Raw genomic sequence first — 20,574 nt, 5'->3', positions numbered from 1 at the left:
GCGCAGGCTGTAACCCTAACTGCCCCCTTAGCGCTCGTTATCGTTCCAACGCGCGAGCTTGCGCTGCAGGTAAGCTGCGAGCTGGATTCACCCTATAGTGAGGCCGGTGCGCGAGTCGTGATATATGTGGTTGATACGAAGCCTTCACTCGAACGGCGAGCGCTGGCACACGGTGCCCAGATCGTCGTCGGTACGCCGGGTCGCTTGCGCGATCATCTGCCGAGATTTGAATCCTATCACTCCGACCAACACGGGTTAGGAAGTAAGCCCTCAAATTAACGCGCAACATTGACAAATTCCCCAACCTTCTCAAGCGGCGCTATCTAACCCTTGACTCCCGTATTCCCATATGGAACATAGAATGAACCAACGTCGCGCAGACGACGAACAAATATCATCCTATTCCTGAGCCTATATGCGTGCTGGACACGCCATGGGAGCGTTTTGCCATGCGCAAGCCGGACACGATCGAACGGCTGTACCTCGATTTCGATGGCTTCTTCGCCAGCGTTGAGCAACAGGCAGATCGCCGTTTGCGTGGACGCCCCGTTGGGGTCGTACCCTTTGCGGGAACGGACCGCACGTGCATGATCGCCTGCTCGCGAGAAGCCAAAATGCGCGGTGTCAGCAATATCATGGCAATACGTGAGGCCAAAGCGCTTTGCCCGGAAATCATTCTGGTTCCGCAAAAGCCGGATCTTTATCGCCGTGCCCATAATGCACTGCTCGCAGAGATAGAATCCGTCATCCCCTTGGATGCAGTGAAATCAATCGATGAACTGACATGCCGTCTGGATGAAGATCAGCGCCGCGAACCTGAAAAACTCGCTAACCGTTTGCGCGAACGACTCATGAGCGCTATCGGCCCTTATATCACCAGCTCTATTGGCATGGCTGCCAACCGCCAATTGGCCAAGATGGCCTGCAAGGCGGGCAAGCGATCCAGCGGCAGCTATGGAAATGGCCTCGCCATCTGGGAGCCACAGGAGATGCCAACTCCCCTGTTTCGAGTGAAGCTGGAAGATATTCCCGGCGTCGGCAGACATCTTCATCGCCGCTTGCTGGGCATGAACATCGCCACCACTGAAGATCTGTACAACACAGAACCTAAGCAGATGCGCAAAATCTGGCGCAATGTCACGGGCGAACGCCTTTGGTATGCGCTGCATGGCTATGATGTGCAAGCCCCAGATACTGAACGCGGAATGTTTGGGCACAGTCGTGTTCTGCCCCCGGAGGCACGATCATTAGCTGCAGCGCATGATATTGCCCGCCTTTTGCTTACCAAGGCAGCCAGGCGGCTGCGACGCGAGGCCTATTATTGCTCAGGCGTATGGCTTGGTCTCTCAATCCGAGATGGCCATTGGTCGCGCTATCATCGACTGCCCGTTGTAAACGACGATCAGGCTGTTTTGCGTGGCCTGCATGCCCTCTGGCAACAAGCTGAGCAATCCCTGCCTTCCGATACGACGATTTTCCGTGTCAGCGTCACCCTGGGTGGGCTGTCTTTTGCCAACCAGAGACAGCTAGACATGTTGCTGAACGATGATCGTGATCGGCAAAAGTGGGAGCGGATCACCGCAGCCGTCGATGAACTAAATGGGAAATACGCCCAAACCATTGTCAGTATCGGCCCATGGGAACCGCCAGCAGGCGGGCATGCCGGTGGCAAGATCTCCTATAGTCGCGTTCCAACAGCTGAGGATTTTTGGTGATGAATTGGAAAACCGACTTACAGGTCGGCGATCTCGACCGCAATCAGAAACTGGAATTCATGTGCAAGAAATGCGGGCACACCCATTACATTACGACAGAACAAGCAGCCGCTGCTCCCGGTGCTAAATTTCTATATCTGGATGAACTGGAGCAAAAAAGCCGCTGCCCCGCGCGCGGATGCGGCAGTCCGGTGCGACTTGCAATCAACTATCAGAAGAAAATGACAGGCTTTGTCGGTGGAATGGCATGATTCAGAAAATGCATAATCTCAATTATAGAAATTACGAAGACTAAACCAAGGTTGAGCTGCCCTCGATGGCAAGCCTTAGATGATGTCAGCAAACACGGATCGAATGGCATTATATCGCACCCGGCAAGTCGATGCAGAATAGCCTCATAGAATGCTTCAAAGGCAATTTCCGCGACGAATGCCTTAACGAAATATTGTTCTCGTCACTGGCTCATGCGAGGGGCGAGATCGCCATAGCCTACCCCAACAGGTAAGGTCGCGGCAACATCCGGGTGTGCACCCGATCCGCACCAAACGCAGCAACTGATGTAATCAGACTGCTCGGCCTGCGCGTCCATATGTCAGACGAGCCGGAAGTTCGAATTCTTTAGTGCTGACCAAACTTTTCAATAGGTTAAGAGCGCCCCCATTGAAAATGGTGGCGGCATTCTGGACAGCATTTCTCCGTTTAGCGCATCGTATCCTCATAATATTGAAGAGCCGAAATCAGTGGTGGCTAGCATAACGTGCATACGCTTTCTTGATACGGAACTTTGCTTATTTCTAGCAGTTTCCTTGTTTCGCAGTTGATTGCATCAAGGTGGTTATTTCCTCGGGTGCTTGATGGTTTCCTGCTCCACTCTTGAAGCGCTCCATATTCAGCAAGGATATTTCTATGGCTAAAAAAGCTACGACAGCCACATCCAGCAAGCGCCCATCTGCCATTATTCATGATCAGATGCTAAGTCGGGGCAGCAGAGGTGAATTACACCAGGTTGCCGATACCCGATGAAGTGCCACGCTCTTAGCACTATGCAAGTGAATATGTATCTTCTCAAATTTATAAGCAGAAGGGGCACCTATCAGATGCCCCTATGTTTAGTTATCTAGCATTCCGACTTAGCGACCACGAGCTGGCTTTCCATAAGAAGCATCGCTGAAACGCTCCTGACGGCCACCACCTGGTCCGCGACCGCCGCTGCGCGCGCCGTTGCCAGCATTACCGCCCGGACGACCACGGCCTTCGCCACCTGCAGGACGATCACTCGCACCTTCAAAACGTGGCTTCTGACGTGGGCCGTTATTGGCGCGTGCACTGAAACCATCATTGCGACCTTGGCCCTGCTCTTCCCTGCCAAAGCGCTGCTGACCACGCGCTGGTCCATCAGCGCGTGCGGGCCTATCATCAAAAGATCGCTCACCAAATGGCCTTGAACCGGAAGACCTGGATCCACCTGGCTTTGCACCCCATGGCTTGGCAGCAAAGGGCTTGGCAGCAGGCTTGGCGCCTGGACGGCCACGGCCTGGCTTCGAAGGGCGTGCGTTTGCTTCAGCAGCAACAGTTGCTGGCAAACGGTAGTCCTCATGCGGAATGTTCTGGCGCGTCAGCTTCTCGATATCGCGCAAGTATGCGCGTTCTTCCGCATCACAGAATGAAATGGCCGAACCCTCTGCACCTGCACGTGCCGTACGACCAATGCGGTGAACATAGGATTCTGGCATATTTGGCAGATCAAAGTTAACGACATGGGTCACACCATCAACATCAATGCCGCGCGCTGCGATGTCGGTTGCAACCAGAATCTTGCGACGACCCGAACGGAAATCCGCAAGCGCCCGCTCACGCTGAGCCTGGCTCTTGTTGCCGTGGATTGCAGATGAAGGAATGTTGGCTTCATCCAGATGACGCACAATGCGGTCTGCGCCATGCTTGGTGCGGCTGAAGACCAGCGTGCGGCCCATGCTGTCGTCCTTAAGCAGGTCGACGAGCAGATTACGCTTACGTGCGGTCTCAACGAAGATCACCTTCTGCGCGATACGCTCTGCCGTTGTGGCAACTGGCGTCACCGAAACTTCAACCGGATCACGCAACAGTTCATTAGCGAGCGCACCAATTTCCTTCGGCATCGTTGCCGAGAAAAACAGGTTCTGACGCACCTTTGGCAGTTGCGGTACAAGGCGGCGGATTGCATGGATGAAGCCCATGTCGAGCATCTGGTCGGCTTCGTCGAGCACGAACACTTCAACGTGGCCCAGATTTACAGCGCGGGCATCGAGATGGTCAATCAGACGGCCAGGCGTTGCAACGAGAATATCAACGCCCCGAGCGAGTTCCTGCGCCTGTGGGCGGCCAGAAACACCACCGAACACAACAGCAGTCTTCAGCTTCGTATTACGGCCGTAAGAGCGGAAACTCTGTGCGATCTGGCTCGCGAGTTCACGCGTGGGGCTCAGGATAAGCGCGCGGCAACCATGGCGCGGAGTAGGCTTCTTGTCACGCAGCAAACGATCAATGATAGGAAGCGCAAACGCAGCCGTTTTGCCCGTACCAGTCTGTGCAATGCCGAGCAAGTCGTTGCCCTGCAACAGGTAAGGAATTGCCTGACCTTGAATAGGAGTAGGATTTTCATAGCCTTCAGCGGTCAATGCGGCCAAAAGGGGAGCAGCCAGACCAAGGTCTTGAAAGGAGGTCAATATGAGATCTTTCGCATAAAGCGACACCTCCACCCCGGCGAATGCCGATGGGCAGAATAATCGCGGGGTGATGGACGCCCCGCGTGATCTGGGCTGTTCCTGAAAAAACTGTGTCCGGCAGGACGATTCACAAACAGGGAACCGCTCACGCGACCAGGACACCAAAGACACCCATCGGGGTGCACGGTGCGTTCGTTAAATCATTGCGCAAGATAAGTCAAGGAATAAATAAACATTATCCAGAACCATCAACACAACTGACAGTTTAGCGCTTTAAGATAAGATGTTGTAAAAATTCGCATTTACACTTTGTTGCTTTGCAATGACAATACTTGAGCATAGTCTTAAACCATAGACTGTTCAATCGTAAACATAACATCGAAGGGGGCTGTTATGCCAACATCTTTTCAACAAACCGATCAGAGTTCAAACATCAACGCCTTGGCGGAAGATGTGCGTTCAAAATGGGGCTGGTTTCTTCTGCTTGGCGTGATCCTTATTATGCTTGGTGGCGTTGCACTGGGCAACCTGCTCGTGGCCACGCTTGTAACCGTCTATTACATCGGCGCCCTCATTCTGGTGGGTGGTGTTGTGCAGATCGTGCATGCATTCCAGGTCAAGGAATGGGGCAATTTCTTTATCTGGCTCCTTAGCGGTGTATTCTATGGGTTGGCAGGCATTTTTGCCTTTATGAATCCAGTCCTCGCCACAGAGTTTCTAACGTTGCTGCTGGCCGTCTCTCTTATTGTCGCCGGTATTTTCCGCATGTGGGCAGGCTTTTCAGCACGTCCACGCGCGGGCTGGGGATGGCTTGTCGCGGCAGGACTTTTGGCGCTCATCGTCGGTCTGGTCATTGCCGCGCGCTGGCCCGTGAATTCGCTCTATCTGATTGGCATGATCCTCGCGATCGAGCTGATTTTTGAGGGCTGGTCATTCGTCGCAGTAGCGCTTGCACTACGGGCACGCCGAGGCAAGCAGTTAGTATAAAACCACGCCCTTACTTCAAAACAAAAGGTAGGGCATCGTAGAGATGCTCTACCTTTTTTGTATCCCCAAAAGGCGAAACTCTTTTGGATCTGACCACGCGCACACCCGCAGGATGTGTTGAGCTTCGCGTCATAGTGAGCCTCTATAGGCGCTCATATCCTATGAGTGGTATGGATCGGCAGCATCTCTTAGTCCATCTCCGACAAAGTTGAAGGCGAGCACCACCAGTACGACGGGTGCTATTGGCCATAGCAGCCACGGTTGCAGATTTACTGCTGCAAGGTTCTGCGCTTCATTAAGCAGCACGCCCCAACTCGTGACGGGCGGACGTAAACCCAAGCCCAAGAACGATAATGCCGTCTCACCCAGTATCATGGAGGGAATCGATAGCGTTGCCGAGGCAATCAGATGGCTCATGAAATTCGGGATCAGGTGGCGCGCGATAATGCGGGCGCGCGATGCACCCATTAGCTCAGCCGCTTTGACAAAATCCTCTTCCCGCAAGGCCAACAGCTTAGAGCGCACAGCGCGTGCTAACCCCGGCCAATCGAGCATGCCCAGAATAATCGTGATGCCGAAAAACACCGCAATCGGCGACCAGTTCGCCGGCAATGCTGCTGATAGGGCGAGCCAAAGCGGCAACTCTGGCAAAGAGCGGATGATCTCGATTAGCCGCTGGATGGCACTATCGACCCAGCCCCCCAAATACCCCGCCACACCACCGAAAAACAGGCCAAGGGTGAAGGATACCGCAATACCAGCAAGGCCAATGGTGAGTGAAATGCGTGCGCCATAGATGATACGGGAAAAGATATCCCGCCCAAGCCGATCCGTGCCAAGAAGGAAAAACGTGCCCCCTTCCGGTGCACAGACAAGTCGCGTGCGCGCCTCCACCAAGCCCCAGAATTCATATGGGGAGCCTTCACAGATGAAGCGCAGCGGTTGAGGCTTCGTGCGATCAACAATGTAATCGCGCGTGAATGTCTCCTTGTTGAAGGTGAAGCTGTAGGGATAAACAAAAGGCCCAACTAACCGCCCCTCGTGAAACAGATGCACCGGCTGAGGTGGCGCATAAAGAAAATCCCCGTTCCGTTGAGATTGACCATAAGGCGCAATCACTTCTACGAAGGGAACCATCGCATAAAACGCAAGCAATATCAGCGCAGACACGACCGCCAAACGATTGCGACGGAATTTCCACCAGATCAATGCCAGTGACGATGCACGGTAATACCGCTCATCCATATACCGCCCTGGATCGGATGCGCCGGGATCAAAAGGCTCCTGATCAACATAGTGGGGAGGGGTTTGTGCGTTGCTCATGGCTCAGCTTTCCCCCAACCGAATGCGCGGATCAAGCCAGGCCAGCAACAAGTCTGAAATCAGCATACCAATAACGGTTAGCGCCGCGACGAACATCAGGATGAACCCTGCCAGATATTGATCCTGTGTTTTCAACGCAGATAAAAGGATTGGCCCCACTGTGGGCAAACTCATCACCAATGAAACAAGCACCGAGCCGGAAACAAGCTGTGGCAGCAGATTGCCAATGTCGGCAATAAACGGATTAAGCGCCATGCGGAATGGATATTTCATCAGCGCCTTGCGCGGCGGCAAACCTTTGGCGCGCGCCGTGACATAATATTGCTTGCCAAGCTCATCAAGCAAATTGGCTCGCATACGCCGGATCATTGCTGCCGTGCCACCAAGCCCGATAACGATGGTGGGCACAATCAGATGCTCCATTAACGACAGCACCTTTGGCATGGTCCACGGCGCATCGGCATATTGTGGATCATACAGACCACCGATGGACACACCGAACCAGTGGTTCATGTAATAAAGCAAAATCAACGCCAGCAAAAAGCTGGGCGTCGCCAAGCCTAGATAGCCAAATAGCGTCACGGCATAGTCACTCAATGAATATTGATTTCGGGCGGAGTAAATCGCAATCGGGATCGCAACCGCATGCACGAAAATCACCGTGGTAAGATTGAGCACCAACGTCAACCACAGCGCATCGCCCAACACCTCGGCAACAGCGCGATCATACTCAAACGACCACCCCCAATTGCCTTGCAGCAAGCCTGAAAAGCCGCTCGGCCCCGGCCATAGTCCAACCCACGCCAGATATTGCTCCCAAACGGGTCGATCAAGGCCAAACTGCCGCACCAGAAACTCGGCCTTAACTGCCGCCGAGGCATCACCCTGCGCGCGCAATTCTGCGATCTGATTGGTGAGAAAATCCCCCGGCGGCAGCTTGATAATGAAGAACACCACCGCGCTGATGATCAGCAGCGTGATCGCCATGGTTACGATGCGGCCAGCAAAATACCGTATCATGACGGCTTGCCTCCACGTCGCTCAGGCGTCTCCCAGAAGAATGCGTCCATACGATAGAGGCCGAACATCGCTGTCGGTTCCCAACTGTACACCGCCTCTTCCGGCATATTGCGCAGACCATTACGAAGCACGATCGGCTGCAATGCACCCGACACCGTACCAATCGTCCATTGCTGATCGGCATGCAGCGCCAGCATCTCATGCCAGATACGCGCCATCACTTCAACATCAACGGATTTGAGCCAAGTGTCATAAAGTGCGAGCAAGCGGATCGGCATTGCCATGTCGCAAACCTCGCCGCTCCTGCCGCTTGTCTCGATGAATTGCCCCCATTTCGCCCACGCGTAATTATCCTGATTAACCGGCGCTATCCCGGTTGGCGGCATTTGTGCCGTCGGCATGGCGTTGTCGAGACCAGGGGCCGCGATCATTACTGGCAAACCAGCGTAAGAGCGATTGCGCAGCACGGTGCGATCCTGCGGCTTGATGAAGAGCTTGATGCCAATGTCACGCCAGAATTCCGTAATAAGCTGCAGCGCATCGACTTCAATCGTGGCGTCGCCCTCAACCTCGACCACGATCTCCAATATGCGCCCATCACTAAGCTTACGGATGCCTCCCGGCCCGCGTGCAGCTAATCCCGCCTCGTCCAGCAGGCTACTGGCCTTTACGGGATCATATTGGGCATAACGGGTGCGATATTCCGGCTCGAACAAGCGCGAGCCCTCGCGTACCGTGTTGTTACCCTCGGTGCCAAGACCAAAGAACAGCGCGTTATTCAGTGTATTGCGATCGATCCCCAGCGACAGCGCACGTCGGAACCTTACATCACGGTTCAACGCCCGCCATACCGGATCAACAGCCGTAAGATTGGGATAGAGCGCCACCTCAGACCCACGTGCGATGGGCCACATCAGCGTGCGATAATTGTGGGCGAGCTCTCCCTGCTTGAGCACCGGAATATCGGCCATCACAAGCCCGCGCGACATTAAATCAACCTCGCCCGCATTGGACTTGGCCGCAAAAAGGCCGGGCGAGGCTATATCAAACACGATCTCATCAACATAAGGCAGCTGCTGGCCGGTAGGATCAACACGGTGATAGAACGGATTACGAGAGAAGGTGAACCGGCTTGCAGGCGCCGGGTTCATCACTTTCCAAGGATAAACGGTAGGCATCTTCGGGTTGGCATCATCACCCATGCTGTCATAGCGGTTATGAAGTGCTGCCCAGGAGCGCACTTTCGCTGACAGCACGCGCTGGGCCAGCTCTTCCTTATCCGTATGGCGCTCATGGAACTGGCGCATATAGTGCGCTGGCGTATAGATCAATGCATCACGCGCACCTGCCAGCGTTGGCAGAAAGCGCGGGTTTGGATCATCCCAAATGTAGCGCACCGTCTGCTCATCGATAACCTCGAAGCGCGGTGGCTTGCCTCCGGCCAGCATAAACATCGGTGGACCTGCCGGATTGAGTTCTGGATGCATAGCAACATCCTGCCACCAATAACGAAAATCCTCTGCTGTGAAAGGCGATCCATCCGACCAGCGATGCCCTTTACGCAAGTGAAAGGTAAAGGCGCGCCCCCCCTCGGTTTCAAAAGCTCTTAACAGATCGGGCTTGAGATCGAGATTACGATCATAGCCCACAAGACGCGTATAGGACATCGTCGATAAATAGCGAATGTCGCGCGCTTTGGCTGCAAGGCTAACGATACGTCCACCGCGCATGCCAATTTCACCACCATAGAGGCGCGGATCATATACAAGTGGCTCTTCCGGTAGTCCTGGAGGTGGATTCTGGGGCAAAACTGTAGACGCGTGACAGGTACCAGCTTGCAGAAGTTCACGACCGGTCAGCGCCATCGCTGCGCCACCACTAATCCCCCATAACATCTGCCGCCGATCCAGCATCACGCCACCTCCTCCATGTCTTCCCCGATAACATGCGCGCCAATTCGTACACGATGCCCCTCCCCCAGATCCTGCATTATACCCTGCTGGGCACCGAGGAGGCGGAAAGGTATCGGCCACTGCGCCGGGTCGGAAAAGCCTGAATTACGCAGAGCAGCAAAATCAAGCGGATGATTCAAATCAGGGCTCGGCACCGCTGCAAGCAGCGCCCGCGTGTATGGGTGGTGCGGATTGGCGAATAGCAGATGCTTGGGTGCCTGCTCAACAATATGCCCACGGCACATCACCGCAATCTCGTCAGCAATGTAATCTACCACCGCGAGATTGTGCGACACAAAGAGATATGACAGGCCCATAGCTTCCTGCAAATCTTTCAGCAAATTCAATACCTGCGCCTGCACCGAAACATCAAGCGCTGATACGGGCTCGTCGCACAACAGCACTCTGGGGTGTAGCGCCAACGCCCGCGCAATCCCCAATCGCTGACGCTGTCCACCCGAAAAAGAATGCGGATAGCGCCGCAAATGTTTACGTTCCAGCCCAACAAGCTCAATCAGCTCAACAGCTCGCGCAGAGCGTTCATCGGCATTGCCAACACCATGGATAATCAATGGCTCTGTCAGCAGCTCGAACACCGTCATGCGGGGATTGAGCGATGAAAAGGGATCCTGAAACACAAACTGCACATTGCGTCTGAACGCCAGCAAATCAGCGCCGGACAAATGCGTGATATCGCGCGGGCCATTGCCATCGTTAAACAGCACCCGCCCCTCTGTTGCGAGCATTGCATGCATGACAATTTTCGACAAAGTGGTTTTGCCACACCCTGACTCACCCACCAGACCAAGTGTTTTACCTTGAGGCACAGACAGGCTGACATTGGCAACTGCCCGCACCTCACCGACTTTGGTGCGTAAAAACCCGGCCCGACGTGCAAAGACCTTTGATACATTATCAATGGTCAACACTGGCTCGACCATCAGTGGCGCTTCGATAGCGCGTGACGATGGTACAGCCGTCACCACCTCGCGGATTGGCGTCAAACGTTCATCCGGCAACATGCCGAAGCGCGGCACAGCCTTTAGCAGCGCTTTCAAGTATGGATGGCGCGGATCACGAAACAACGCATCTCGCGTTCCCGATTCCACGATGCGCCCGCGATACATCACCGCCATCGTGTCTGCCATATTGGCGACAACACCCAGATCGTGCGTAATCAACAGGATCGCCATGCCGGTTTCACGCTGTAAATCCCGCATCAGATCAAGGATCTGCGCCTGCGTGGTGACATCAAGCGCCGTTGTCGGCTCATCCGCAATGAGAAGTGCGGGACGGCAAATCAGCGCCATTGCGATCATCGCTCGCTGGCGCATACCCCCTGATAGCTCAAACGGATAGGTGTCAAACACATGCGCCGGATTCGTGCATCCCACACGTGCAAACACCGCTTCCGATTGCTTTCGGGCTTCGCGTTTGCTGACCTTGCCATGCAATTGAAGCGCCTCCGAGACCTGGTCTCCTACCGTATGCAATGGGGAGAATGAGGTCATCGGCTCCTGGAAGATCATTGCAATACGTCCACCGCGAAGAGCGCGCATATGCGCGCCATCCGCCGCAAGACTGGCGATTTCAGTTCGCTTGTTACTTGCAGGATCGAGAAAGGTGATCGCACCATTGGCAATGCGGGCGGATTTTGGCAGCAAGCGTAAAATCGCTTGAGCCGTGACAGATTTACCCGATCCCGACTCGCCCACCAGCGCCATGGTTTGACCGGCCGCGATATCAAATGAAACGCCGTCCAGCGCGCGAAATGATGCGCCCTCCCCCGTGAAGTCAATCACGAGGTCACGCACCGATAACAGAGGCGATGTCCGAAAGTCCAGATTTGAGGATCGACGCCCGTCATCTACCACGCTGCACCACTCCACCCGGTTTTATTTTTTATTCTAGTCTAGCATTCGCTAATGTATCAAACCAAAAAGTGGATACCGCTTTCTGAATAAATTTGATGCATAAACAAAGAATTATAGCAATCTAGCAATTCAGGTTTAATGCATTCTGCTATAATTCCTGGGATAGTGATTTTTGCATGCAGACACTGCGTTACGAGCAGCAAAAAATATCCCGCGCATCAACAACCTCTACAGCAGGGTGACATGTGATCCATGCTAGCAGATTGTCGATATAGGCCCACGTTGCCTCATCTTGCACCAAATGGTGTGTCAGCAGTCCAAGCGCAATCGGTGCACTGCTATTGCATTGTAAAAGCACCTGCTCTGCCGCACGGCTATCAATCAGTGATGGTGGTAAAAGCCCCCCGCCTTCATGCCAGGCAATGGGATCAAGATGCGTGTTGATGACGGTGATATCCGCCAATGTCCTGGTTTTCCCAGCTGTGGAGAGGCCGCAATATCCCAGCGTGCCGAGCTGCTTTGCGAGGTCCGAACTGATGCGATTCCAGGGTGGCACGAAAACCGGCAGGAGCACCTCACCAAAGCGTGCCCGTGCCAAGCGCAAACCTTCTGCCGCATCTGCCATAAGAGCAGATAACGCACGGTGAGCTCCGAACTCGGCCTTCTTGTCGGTTATCGATGCATGATTGGTATGTGACAGACCGTGCACCAAAACACTTGCCAACGGCGCATGGGCAAGACGTGCGGCAAGTGCTTCAGATGCAGAGGCTGGCACTGCCGCAATCGCCAACGGCACAGCGTGCTTTTGCGAAAGCATGAGCAGTTGCTCCAAAGCGGGCGTCGGTGCGATGGCATCATCATCCCGCCACCAAAGCCTGACTTTGCGCCCAGCCGCCGCCACCTCATCTAGTGCGCACGATAACGCGGGATATTGTGCCCTTAGGCCAAAACGCTCGATGAACGCAATACTTGTTGCCACGCCATCCCGCCGGATTGCTGCCTTTGAAGGCACCTCACATTTGAACGTATTGATGATTGCATCAGCCAGAGTTTGCGCCGTTAGTGTGGCCTCTGGCACAACTGTGAAAGGCCAGATGCCAGCTTGCGCAAGACCCTCAGCCCGTAGACGCTGCTCGGTTTCATTCCCTGCCTCAAACGGCACCACCACCGAGCGCACCCGCGCCCGCAGTAGATCAACCACCGTGTTATAGCCCGCTTGAGAAACAGAAAGCGCGGCCTGTGCGAGAAGCGTCGGAAAATCGGTGCGCACACGCTCAACGACTACATGCGTTGGCGCTGCCTCTACCAGCGCATTAAACGCATCCTCAGCAACGCCACGACCAACCAGAACCCGCCACTTATAATTCGTGATGATTGCAGCAGCAGCAATCGCAGCTTTATAGAGCGGCAGCGATGATGCACTACCGCCACCCGAGATGATGATCTCATCATTGCGGACCACATTCACAGGCGGTTTGTTGGCTGCACCTTCATCGACATAACCCGTATAATGCAGCATCGGCTTGAGGTCGGCAGCAATTGGCCAAGAGCGTTCCAGCGGTAAGACATCCTCATCGCCATGCACAAGCACACCGTCATAAAGCGCTCGGAGCCGCGTATGCGTTTCATCAACGCGCTGCATTTTTGCCGGTGCAACCAGCACATCGCGGATGGAACAGAGAATGGCCGGTCGCGGATCAAGGCAGCGCGCCGCCGCAATGAACGCTATAAATTCATCTGCCAGCACCCTGCGACCGAACGGAAAAAGCTCTGTAATGACAACATTCGGCTGACATTCTGCAACCGTCTCAACCATCATCCGCTGCCGTTCGTGCAGAACAGCCTCACTCACTGGCGAGCCATCTGCGCCAAGCAGCGTGGAAAATGCTGTACCAGCGATGTGAACCGGGGGCAGCTGGATTAGTCGTACACCATCCATCGCTACCAGAGATGCGGGATTACCACCCGAAATGAGGGTGACTTCATGCCCCGCTTGCGCAAGTCCACGCGCGATCGCTGCAGCACGTGCCAGATGGCCAACACCCAATAAATGCGTCACCGAAATAAGCACACGCAAACTCATACGCGCACCCTGCCAATCAAAGGCACAAGCGCTTCATGCAGGATCGTTGCTGCGCTATCAAGCGTACGGCTTTCTCGCACAAAAGCATACGCCTGCGCGCCCAAAGCTTGCCGACGCGCGGGCGCCTCAATCAGACCACTCAAGGCTTGTGCAAATGCTGCAATATCTCCGGGCGGCACCAGAATGCCTGTCTGCCCGTCACACACCACACTCGCCACCCCACCATGATCACCAGCAAGCGCAGGGCATCCATATGCAGCTGCCTCCAGAAACACCATGCCATAAGCCTCATTGACTGCCGGCCATACCAACAGATCGGCTTTTTCATAAAGTGCCGCCAGCGCATCAGCATCACTTACCAGGCCTGTGAATGTCACCCGTTCTGCAAAGGGCGCAAATAGCGCTTCCACTTCAGCCTGCGCCTCACCTTCCCCAACAATGGTCAGATGCCAGGGACCATCGACGAGAGCCAAAGCCTGCGCCAACTGCCCGTAGCTTTCGCGCTTAACCCCCCAGCGCATCATCGCGACGCTTAGAAGTTCCACCACGTCACGAGAAGCGCGCGGACGATAAGTTGCTGCGCATTGATCGATAAAGGGCGGCAAATCGATCAGCTGCTGCCCTGCAGTCCGCGCCTGTTCAAGCGCTGGCCGATCTTTCGCTGTCATGACAAAGATCATGCTTGCAAAATCCAGTGCAGCCTCATTCATCGCATGCGCCTGCGCAAACATTCCCGTTGCCCGCTGAGGCGCACGTGAGGCTTCGGCCACGCAATAAGGAATGTTCAATGCACGCGCTATCACCGGCCCAATGTAATCTACAGCTTTGTAATAGCAGTGATATGTGAACCACAAACGTGGGCGAAGTTCCGGCTGCGCCTGATACAGCTCTAAGAGGCGCTTCACCTCAGTTGCTGCACATTCCTGCACGACAGCTTGCGCCTCTTGCGCACCCGTTGGCTCATAAGCGCGCAGACTGCTTTCAAGACGGGGCGCAAGACCAGCACGTGTCAGCGCCGCAAGCAGCAATTGCGCCATGCGCCGATCACCGGAGGCGGTCGGAAAATCGGGAGATTTCAATGGTGCATAGAATGCGATCACGCAACCGTATCCCGCTGCGCAGGCGCAAACGACCTTGCTACCCCCAGCGCCGCACGCAACCGCGCTTCGATGGCATCAATACCCGCATCAATCGAGAAATCCTCACGCAACCGATCTGCCGCCGCAAAGCCGAGCAAAGCGCGCTTGTCTGGATCGCGCGCCAGCATGTTGATCGCATTTGCAAGCATATCCCAACGTGCAGGGGGCACGAGTACGCCCTCTTTACCGTGATTGATAAACTCGGGAATGCCGGCAAAATCGGTCGCGATAATAGCCAGGCTTTGGCTTGCCGCTTCCATGATCACGTTCGGCAGGCCATCACGATCGCCACCATCGCCTTCTTTGGAAGGCAGCACAAAAATATCTGCCTCCCGCATCAAAGAGATAACATCTGGTTGCGATTTTGAGCCCAGAAAAGCCACTCGCTCAGCAACACCCTCGCGCTGGGCCTGTTGCTTTAATTCATCAAGCAGAGTGCCGCCGCCAATATGCGCAAAGCGCCAGTGCAGCCCTTCAGGCAATGCTGCGAGGGCGGAAAGCAGATCATCAAACCCTTTCTTCGCCACCGCTCGACCGACCGAGACAATGCGCACGGGATCAGCCGGATCAGAACCATCCCGGCGCGCGTGTTCGGGCGGCGCGGGAAAACGGCACAGATCCAGCCCATGATACGCCAGCGTGACATGGTCACGGCGCGGCGCATGGCTACTCAGATGCTCCCATCCAGCTTTGGTGCAGGTAACGCCCCAGAGTGAATCAGCAAGCTTTTCGCGTTTTTCCCAATCAGGCGTCGTCCAGATATCCTTGGCATGTGCCGAGAAGCTCCAGCTGATACCACGCAGACGGGCTGCATATCGCGTCACAGATGCTGGAGTGTGCAGAAAATGTACGTGCAGATGCCCGATATCATCCGGCAACTCGCGCGCCATCACGAACGCCTGTCCTAACCGGCGGATACGATTAACGGTACGATCACGCGAAAAATCCTGCCGAAACTGCCGCATGACTGCCTTAAAACCTGGCAGACGCGCACTTGCCAAAAACCCGCGCAACACCCTGAGCGGCGCTTGATAAAGATACTCGGGCAAATAAGCGACCGGCGCGGTTATCGCTTTATGCATAGGATGCATGCTTTTATCAGTGGGGTGGCGCAACGACCAGATCTCAAACGGCAGCTCGCGCTGTTGTAACGCCAACAATTCCTGCGCAATGAATGTTTCGGAAAGGCGCGGATATCCCTTCACCACCATCGCTATGCGACGTTGCGGGGCGGGTTTACGCTGAATTATCGGGAGCGCTTTGGTCATTCCGCAGCCTGTATGGGAATTGCTATTGGATCGTGCACCTCCTTGCGGAAGGATGCAAGCCGCTCTTTGATCACCGCAAGCCCGTCCAATAAGCCAGGCACCACGACATCAGACGGGCGCCCCTGCCCCAACAGCCCCTTGATTGCTTGTGCCATCCGCTCAGGATCACGCATTTCGCCCTCCTCCGATAGCATGCGCACCAAGCCAATCCTCTGTGCCTGTACGGCACGGATATACTGTTCGAGTCTGGGGCGCGTGCGTGGGACAATCAAGGCAGGCTTGTCAAACGAGAGCAGCTCACAAAATGTATTGTAGCCGCCCATCGCAATCACGCCCGAAGCGCGATCCATCAATACTTCCAGCTTGCTATCAAAGCCGATGGCATCCAATTGCGGAATCCGGGCAATGCGAGCCATAAAACCATTGCGACATTCACGGTTGAGAAACGGCCCGAACACAATCAATGCGGGGATGGTTGGAGCATCCTCGGTTTCGTAGGCCGAGATCACCCAATCGATCACATCTTCGCCATCACCACCACCACCTGTCGTCACCAGTATGAACGGATCCTGCGTTATGTTGGGATAGCGCGAAAGGCGCGATTCACGCGGCACTTCGCGACGCAAATATCCCGTGTAGACAATGCGTTCCTCAATATCCGGCGCGAGCGCAAGCGGCTGCAATGGTGCATAGATCTGTGGCAAACCATAGACCCAGATCTCATCATAAAACGTTGCCAACGCCTCGGTTGCGCCTTTACGTGCCCATTCAGGCACAAGCAGCGCAGGCTCATCGAGAATATCACGAATGCCGAGCACCAGCCGTGTGCCACGCGCCCGCAGCAACTCAAGCGCCGGCATCACTTCGCCCCGGAAGCCTGTTGGCTCCTTATCAACGATGAAAAGCCCTGGTCTAAACGCTTCTACGGTTTTGGCGATGATCGCTGCGCGTAAAGCCACAGCTTCATCAAGATCCATATTAAGGTTCAGGCTGCGATAATCACCATCCGGCTGCTTCACGACGCCTGGAATGCGGACATAATCAACGCCAGGACCAAACTCGTAATTACCAATGACCGGTGAACCAGAGATAATCAGCACTGAAACGGCTGGGTTATCCGCCACCATGGCGTTGGCGATAGCGCACGCCCGACGCAGATGTCCAAGGCCAAACGTGTCATGGCTGTAGATCATAACCCTTTCGGGCAACGGCCAGCGTTCTGCTATAGCGCCCTCTGGGGTGCTTGTTGCCGTTGATGCATCTGAAACAATACCACTTATCGCTGCCATTACGGACAGCCTCCTGAAATCATAATGATGTCTTTTATCGCAACAACTTGAACACTTACAACATGACTGGATTCACGCAGCCAAGCAATTGCCCTGCTAGAGATAGATCACGCCAGATAAAATTTATGCCCTTTCGAGCGTGCCGTATTGATCACCTCATTCTTGTTCAGTATCGGAAAGCTATGCCTTTTGTCCACAATGGTAATTGGTCGCGACAAAAAAAGGACAGCTTTTTCATCTCATATGGGCAATTACTTGGATACTTGCGCCCTGCTCGCCTATTCCTTCTCATGGAAGGCATGTTGCATTGCGGCTTGCCGCACGGAGGAACGCCTTGGACAGGTCTCTGTTCCGATACATCTGGCGATATTCGCAACGGGATCAGATCGCGATTTTTATCGTGGTCCTTCTGTCTATGCCATTTTACTTCTGGTCGCTCGATTTGCCGAAACAGATTGTCAATGATGCAATCATGGGGCAAGCCTTCCAGAATGGTAAGACTCAAACGGTTTTCTCACCCCTGAGCTTTACGCTTCCTGCATTTTTGGGCGGAGAAACCATCACTTTAATTCCCGGGATAACAGTTGATCAGATTGGGCTGCTGCTTGGTCTATCACTCCTGTTTCTGGCTTTCGTCTTTATCAATGGCGGCTTTAAATACTGGATCAACATTGCCAAGGGGGCGTTGGGGGAGCGCATGCTGCGTCGCCTGCGGTTTGATCTGTTCGCGATCACGCTAAGGTTTACGCCTGATACATTGCGCACAACCAAACCATCAGAAACCGCAACCATCATCAAGGACGAGGTAGAGCCAATCGGTGGCTTTATCGGTGATGCTTTTGTGCAACCGCTGCTTCTATCCAGTCAGGCACTAACAGCGATGACCTTCATTATGATGCAGAGCATGCAGCTGGGGCTGGTTGTTCTGTTCATAGTCGGCATTCAATTTACTGTGATTCCAAGGCTTAGGCGTATCCAGCTGCGGCTTGGCAAGGAACGCCAGCTTGCGTCACGGCTTTTGGCCGGCCGCATTGGTGAGGTGGTTGAAGGCATGGATGCCGTCCACAGTCATGGCACCGGGCGGTGGGAAAAATCCGAAATTGGCGAGCGGCTTTACGGCCTCTTCGATTTGCGCTTCCGCATCTATAAGTGGAAGTTCATGGTGAAGTTCCTCAATAACTTCCTGTCGCAACTCACACCCTTTTTCTTCTATGCCATTGGCGGTTACTTTGCCCTGAAAGGCAGCCTCGACATAGGCCAGCTGGTTGCCGTGATTGCTGCCTATCGCGATCTGCCGCCCCCACTGAAAGAGCTTATCGATTGGGATCAGCAGCGCCTTGATGTCCAGATTAAATACGATCAGATCATCCAGCAGTTCATGCCTGAGCGCCTCCTGCCGGAAGAGCCCGAACTATCACCGGACATTAATACGATCCATCTTGCAGGGCCTGTCACCATCGAAAAACTGCGCGTGTATGACCAACACGGCACGACACTGGTTGATGATGTATCGTTGTCATGGGGCTTCCCATCAAGTGTTGTCATGCCAAGCAGACATAGCCCTGCTCCTCGTGCCATCGCCGAAGTGCTGGCGCGCCGTATCATTCCGATCAGTGGCAACATCAATATTGCGGATGAGGATTTTCTGCGCCTGCCTGAAGAAATAACAGGGCGGCGCATTGCCTATGCCGGCACGCAGCCACGTCTCTTCCCTGGCAGTTTGCGCTACAATTTGCTTTATGGCCTTCGCCACAAAGTGAAAGCCATTTCGGCCGATACCCAAATGCAAGCGCACTCCAGCGATGAAATACGGATTGCAGAAGCGCTTCGTACCGGCAATCCACTCGATAGCCCGCACGATGACTGGATCGACCATGCCACAATAGGCAAGCTCACCTCCAAAGAGCTCGATAGCATTCTGGTAGAGCATCTGGCGCGCGTTGGTATGCGTGACGACATCTTCCATTTCGGCATTAATGGCTGGGTGGACACGGAGCGTTTCCCGGCATTGGCCAGCAAGATCGTCGATGCACGCCGCCATCTACGGGAGCGCCTATCATCATGTAATATGGCAGATCTCGTCGAGACGTTCGATGAGCAGCGCTATACAAACCTGGCCAGCATTGGTGAAAACTTGCTTTTCGGCGCCTCACGCGATCCCCTTTTCAACGGCCGCGGACGTGCGCGCAATCCACTGTTGTTAGGGGTGCTCAATGCTGAGGGACTTACGGAAGATCTTATCCGCATCGGGGCTAAAATCGCCTCGACCATGATGGAAATCTTTGCTGAATTGCCCCCAGATCATCCTCTTGTTGCACAGTTCTCGTTTCTGGCATCAGACGAAATTGAGGATTATCAGGAGGCATTAAATCGCTTTGAAGCTCGAAATGTCCGTGGCTTGAGCGATATCGACAGAGAACACCTCCTCTCCCCCTCCTTCGACTATATCGAAGCACGCCACCGCCTTGGTTTACTCGATGATGATATGCGCGCACGCATTCTAAAGGCGCGCTGGCGAGTGCGTAATGAAATTGAGCGCTCTTCAACCAGCTATGATCTTGAGCCATACAATGCGGACCTGCTGTGTCACAACGCGCCACTGCGGGATAATCTACTATTCGGCAGAACAAATTTAAGCATCGCCAATGCCAAAACGCGTGTGCTTGAGGTGATTGTAGATGTTGTGGAAGACCTGCATTTGCGGCCTGCAATTTGCGCTGTCGGCCTGGATTTCGAGGTTGGCCCCAGCGGGCGCATGCTGACCCGCCGCCAACAGGCTGGTGTCGATCTTGTTCGCTGCATGGTGAAGCGGCCTGATATTTTTATTATCGACGGCGCATTTGCAGCTTATCCTGATGATGAATCAACAGTGATTCTAGGCCACCTGCTTGAGCTTTTCCGCGATCGAAGCCTTATCATGGTTGCCCGCGATGACGCGAACCTCGCCATGTTCGACACCGTTATTACCTTTGATGGCCCAGCTTCATATTCAATTACCAACAAAGAAAGCGCTGGTTTATCGCAACCGGCGAGTGCGTAAATATGAAAGAGGCGTGGAAAGCTATTGCAACGGCCCCAAAAGTGGACACCATTTTTTAGATAAATCTGATGTACACACAAAGAGATACAGTCAAGAAACCGATTCAACGTGAATGCATTTTGCTCCAGGTGTTATCGCTATGGCTTAAGAGAAATTTGCATCAATGCCTGTCTTGGTTG

The 20,574-nt window shown here is 54.3% G+C and carries 13 protein-coding genes and 2 pseudogenes; 6 read left to right on the top strand and 9 right to left on the bottom strand.

Features of this window, described 5'->3' with window-relative positions:
• The 4 genes and pseudogenes from VRZ32_RS07185 to VRZ32_RS07170 all read left to right on the top strand — a co-directional run.
• Positions 1–225, top strand: a pseudogene (locus tag VRZ32_RS07185) (DEAD/DEAH box helicase); the annotation flags it as partial.
• Positions 226–449: 224 nt separating this feature from the next.
• Entirely contained in the window at positions 450–1,715 is a 1,266-nt protein-coding gene (locus VRZ32_RS07180; RefSeq protein WP_414524984.1) for a Y-family DNA polymerase, read from the top strand.
• Positions 1,715–1,966 (top strand): hypothetical protein, encoded by a 252-nt coding sequence (locus VRZ32_RS07175; protein ID WP_414524983.1) that lies wholly within the window; start codon positions 1,715–1,717, stop codon positions 1,964–1,966. Before VRZ32_RS07180 ends, VRZ32_RS07175 begins: the two co-directional genes overlap by 1 nt.
• A 95-nt stretch (positions 1,967–2,061) precedes the next feature.
• A pseudogene (locus tag VRZ32_RS07170) lies at positions 2,062–2,199 on the top strand (integrase core domain-containing protein); the annotation flags it as partial.
• 646 nt (positions 2,200–2,845) lie between these two features.
• Here the strand turns inward: VRZ32_RS07170 and VRZ32_RS07165 are convergent.
• Positions 2,846–4,420, bottom strand: coding sequence for a DEAD/DEAH box helicase (locus VRZ32_RS07165; RefSeq protein WP_414524982.1), 1,575 nt, complete (start codon positions 4,418–4,420; stop codon positions 2,846–2,848).
• A 393-nt stretch (positions 4,421–4,813) separates the two neighbouring features.
• Between VRZ32_RS07165 and VRZ32_RS07160 the strand changes: the two genes are divergently transcribed.
• A complete protein-coding gene (locus VRZ32_RS07160) occupies positions 4,814–5,407 on the top strand; it encodes an HdeD family acid-resistance protein (RefSeq protein ID WP_414524981.1) in 594 nt (197 codons plus the stop codon).
• 159 nt (positions 5,408–5,566) lie between these two features.
• Here the strand turns inward: VRZ32_RS07160 and VRZ32_RS07155 are convergent, their stop codons facing one another.
• From VRZ32_RS07155 to VRZ32_RS07120, 8 genes are all read right to left on the bottom strand, one after another.
• A complete protein-coding gene (locus VRZ32_RS07155; RefSeq protein ID WP_414524980.1) occupies positions 5,567–6,730 on the bottom strand; it encodes an ABC transporter permease in 1,164 nt (387 codons plus the stop codon).
• Between the two features lie 3 nt (positions 6,731–6,733).
• Entirely contained in the window at positions 6,734–7,750 is a 1,017-nt protein-coding gene (locus VRZ32_RS07150; protein ID WP_414524979.1) for an ABC transporter permease, read from the bottom strand.
• Positions 7,747–9,663, bottom strand: coding sequence for an ABC transporter substrate-binding protein (locus tag VRZ32_RS07145; protein WP_414524978.1), 1,917 nt, complete (start codon positions 9,661–9,663; stop codon positions 7,747–7,749). Before VRZ32_RS07145 ends, VRZ32_RS07150 begins: the two co-directional genes overlap by 4 nt.
• Positions 9,663–11,576, bottom strand: coding sequence for an ABC transporter ATP-binding protein (locus VRZ32_RS07140; RefSeq protein WP_414524977.1), 1,914 nt, complete (start codon positions 11,574–11,576; stop codon positions 9,663–9,665). Before VRZ32_RS07140 ends, VRZ32_RS07145 begins: the two co-directional genes overlap by 1 nt.
• A gap of 190 nt (positions 11,577–11,766) precedes the next feature.
• On the bottom strand, positions 11,767–13,659 hold the full coding sequence (locus tag VRZ32_RS07135) for a glycosyltransferase (RefSeq protein ID WP_414524976.1): 1,893 nt from the start codon (positions 13,657–13,659) through the stop codon (positions 11,767–11,769).
• Positions 13,656–14,759: a glycosyltransferase family 4 protein gene (locus tag VRZ32_RS07130; protein WP_414524975.1), complete on the bottom strand. Its 1,104-nt coding sequence runs from the start codon at positions 14,757–14,759 to the stop codon at positions 13,656–13,658. The genes VRZ32_RS07135 and VRZ32_RS07130 overlap by 4 nt, the downstream gene beginning before the upstream one ends.
• The gene (locus VRZ32_RS07125) at positions 14,756–16,066 is read right to left on the bottom strand and encodes a glycosyltransferase family 4 protein (protein WP_414524974.1); all 1,311 of its coding nucleotides are present in this window, start codon (positions 16,064–16,066) and stop codon (positions 14,756–14,758) included. Before VRZ32_RS07125 ends, VRZ32_RS07130 begins: the two co-directional genes overlap by 4 nt.
• The gene (locus VRZ32_RS07120) at positions 16,063–17,355 is read right to left on the bottom strand and encodes a glycosyltransferase family protein (protein WP_414524973.1); all 1,293 of its coding nucleotides are present in this window, start codon (positions 17,353–17,355) and stop codon (positions 16,063–16,065) included. The genes VRZ32_RS07125 and VRZ32_RS07120 overlap by 4 nt, the downstream gene beginning before the upstream one ends.
• Before the next feature lie 400 nt (positions 17,356–17,755).
• Between VRZ32_RS07120 and VRZ32_RS07115 the strand changes: the two genes are divergently transcribed.
• A complete protein-coding gene (locus VRZ32_RS07115) occupies positions 17,756–20,395 on the top strand; it encodes an ABC transporter transmembrane domain-containing protein (RefSeq protein WP_414524972.1) in 2,640 nt (879 codons plus the stop codon).
• Positions 20,396–20,574: the final 179 nt, after the last annotated feature.

The sequence above is a fragment of the Pseudochelatococcus sp. G4_1912 genome (genome assembly GCF_047501465.1).
In the GTDB taxonomy this organism is placed as follows: Bacteria; Pseudomonadota; Alphaproteobacteria; order Rhizobiales; family Beijerinckiaceae; genus Pseudochelatococcus.
This window is presented reverse-complemented; position numbering and strand designations above follow the sequence as displayed.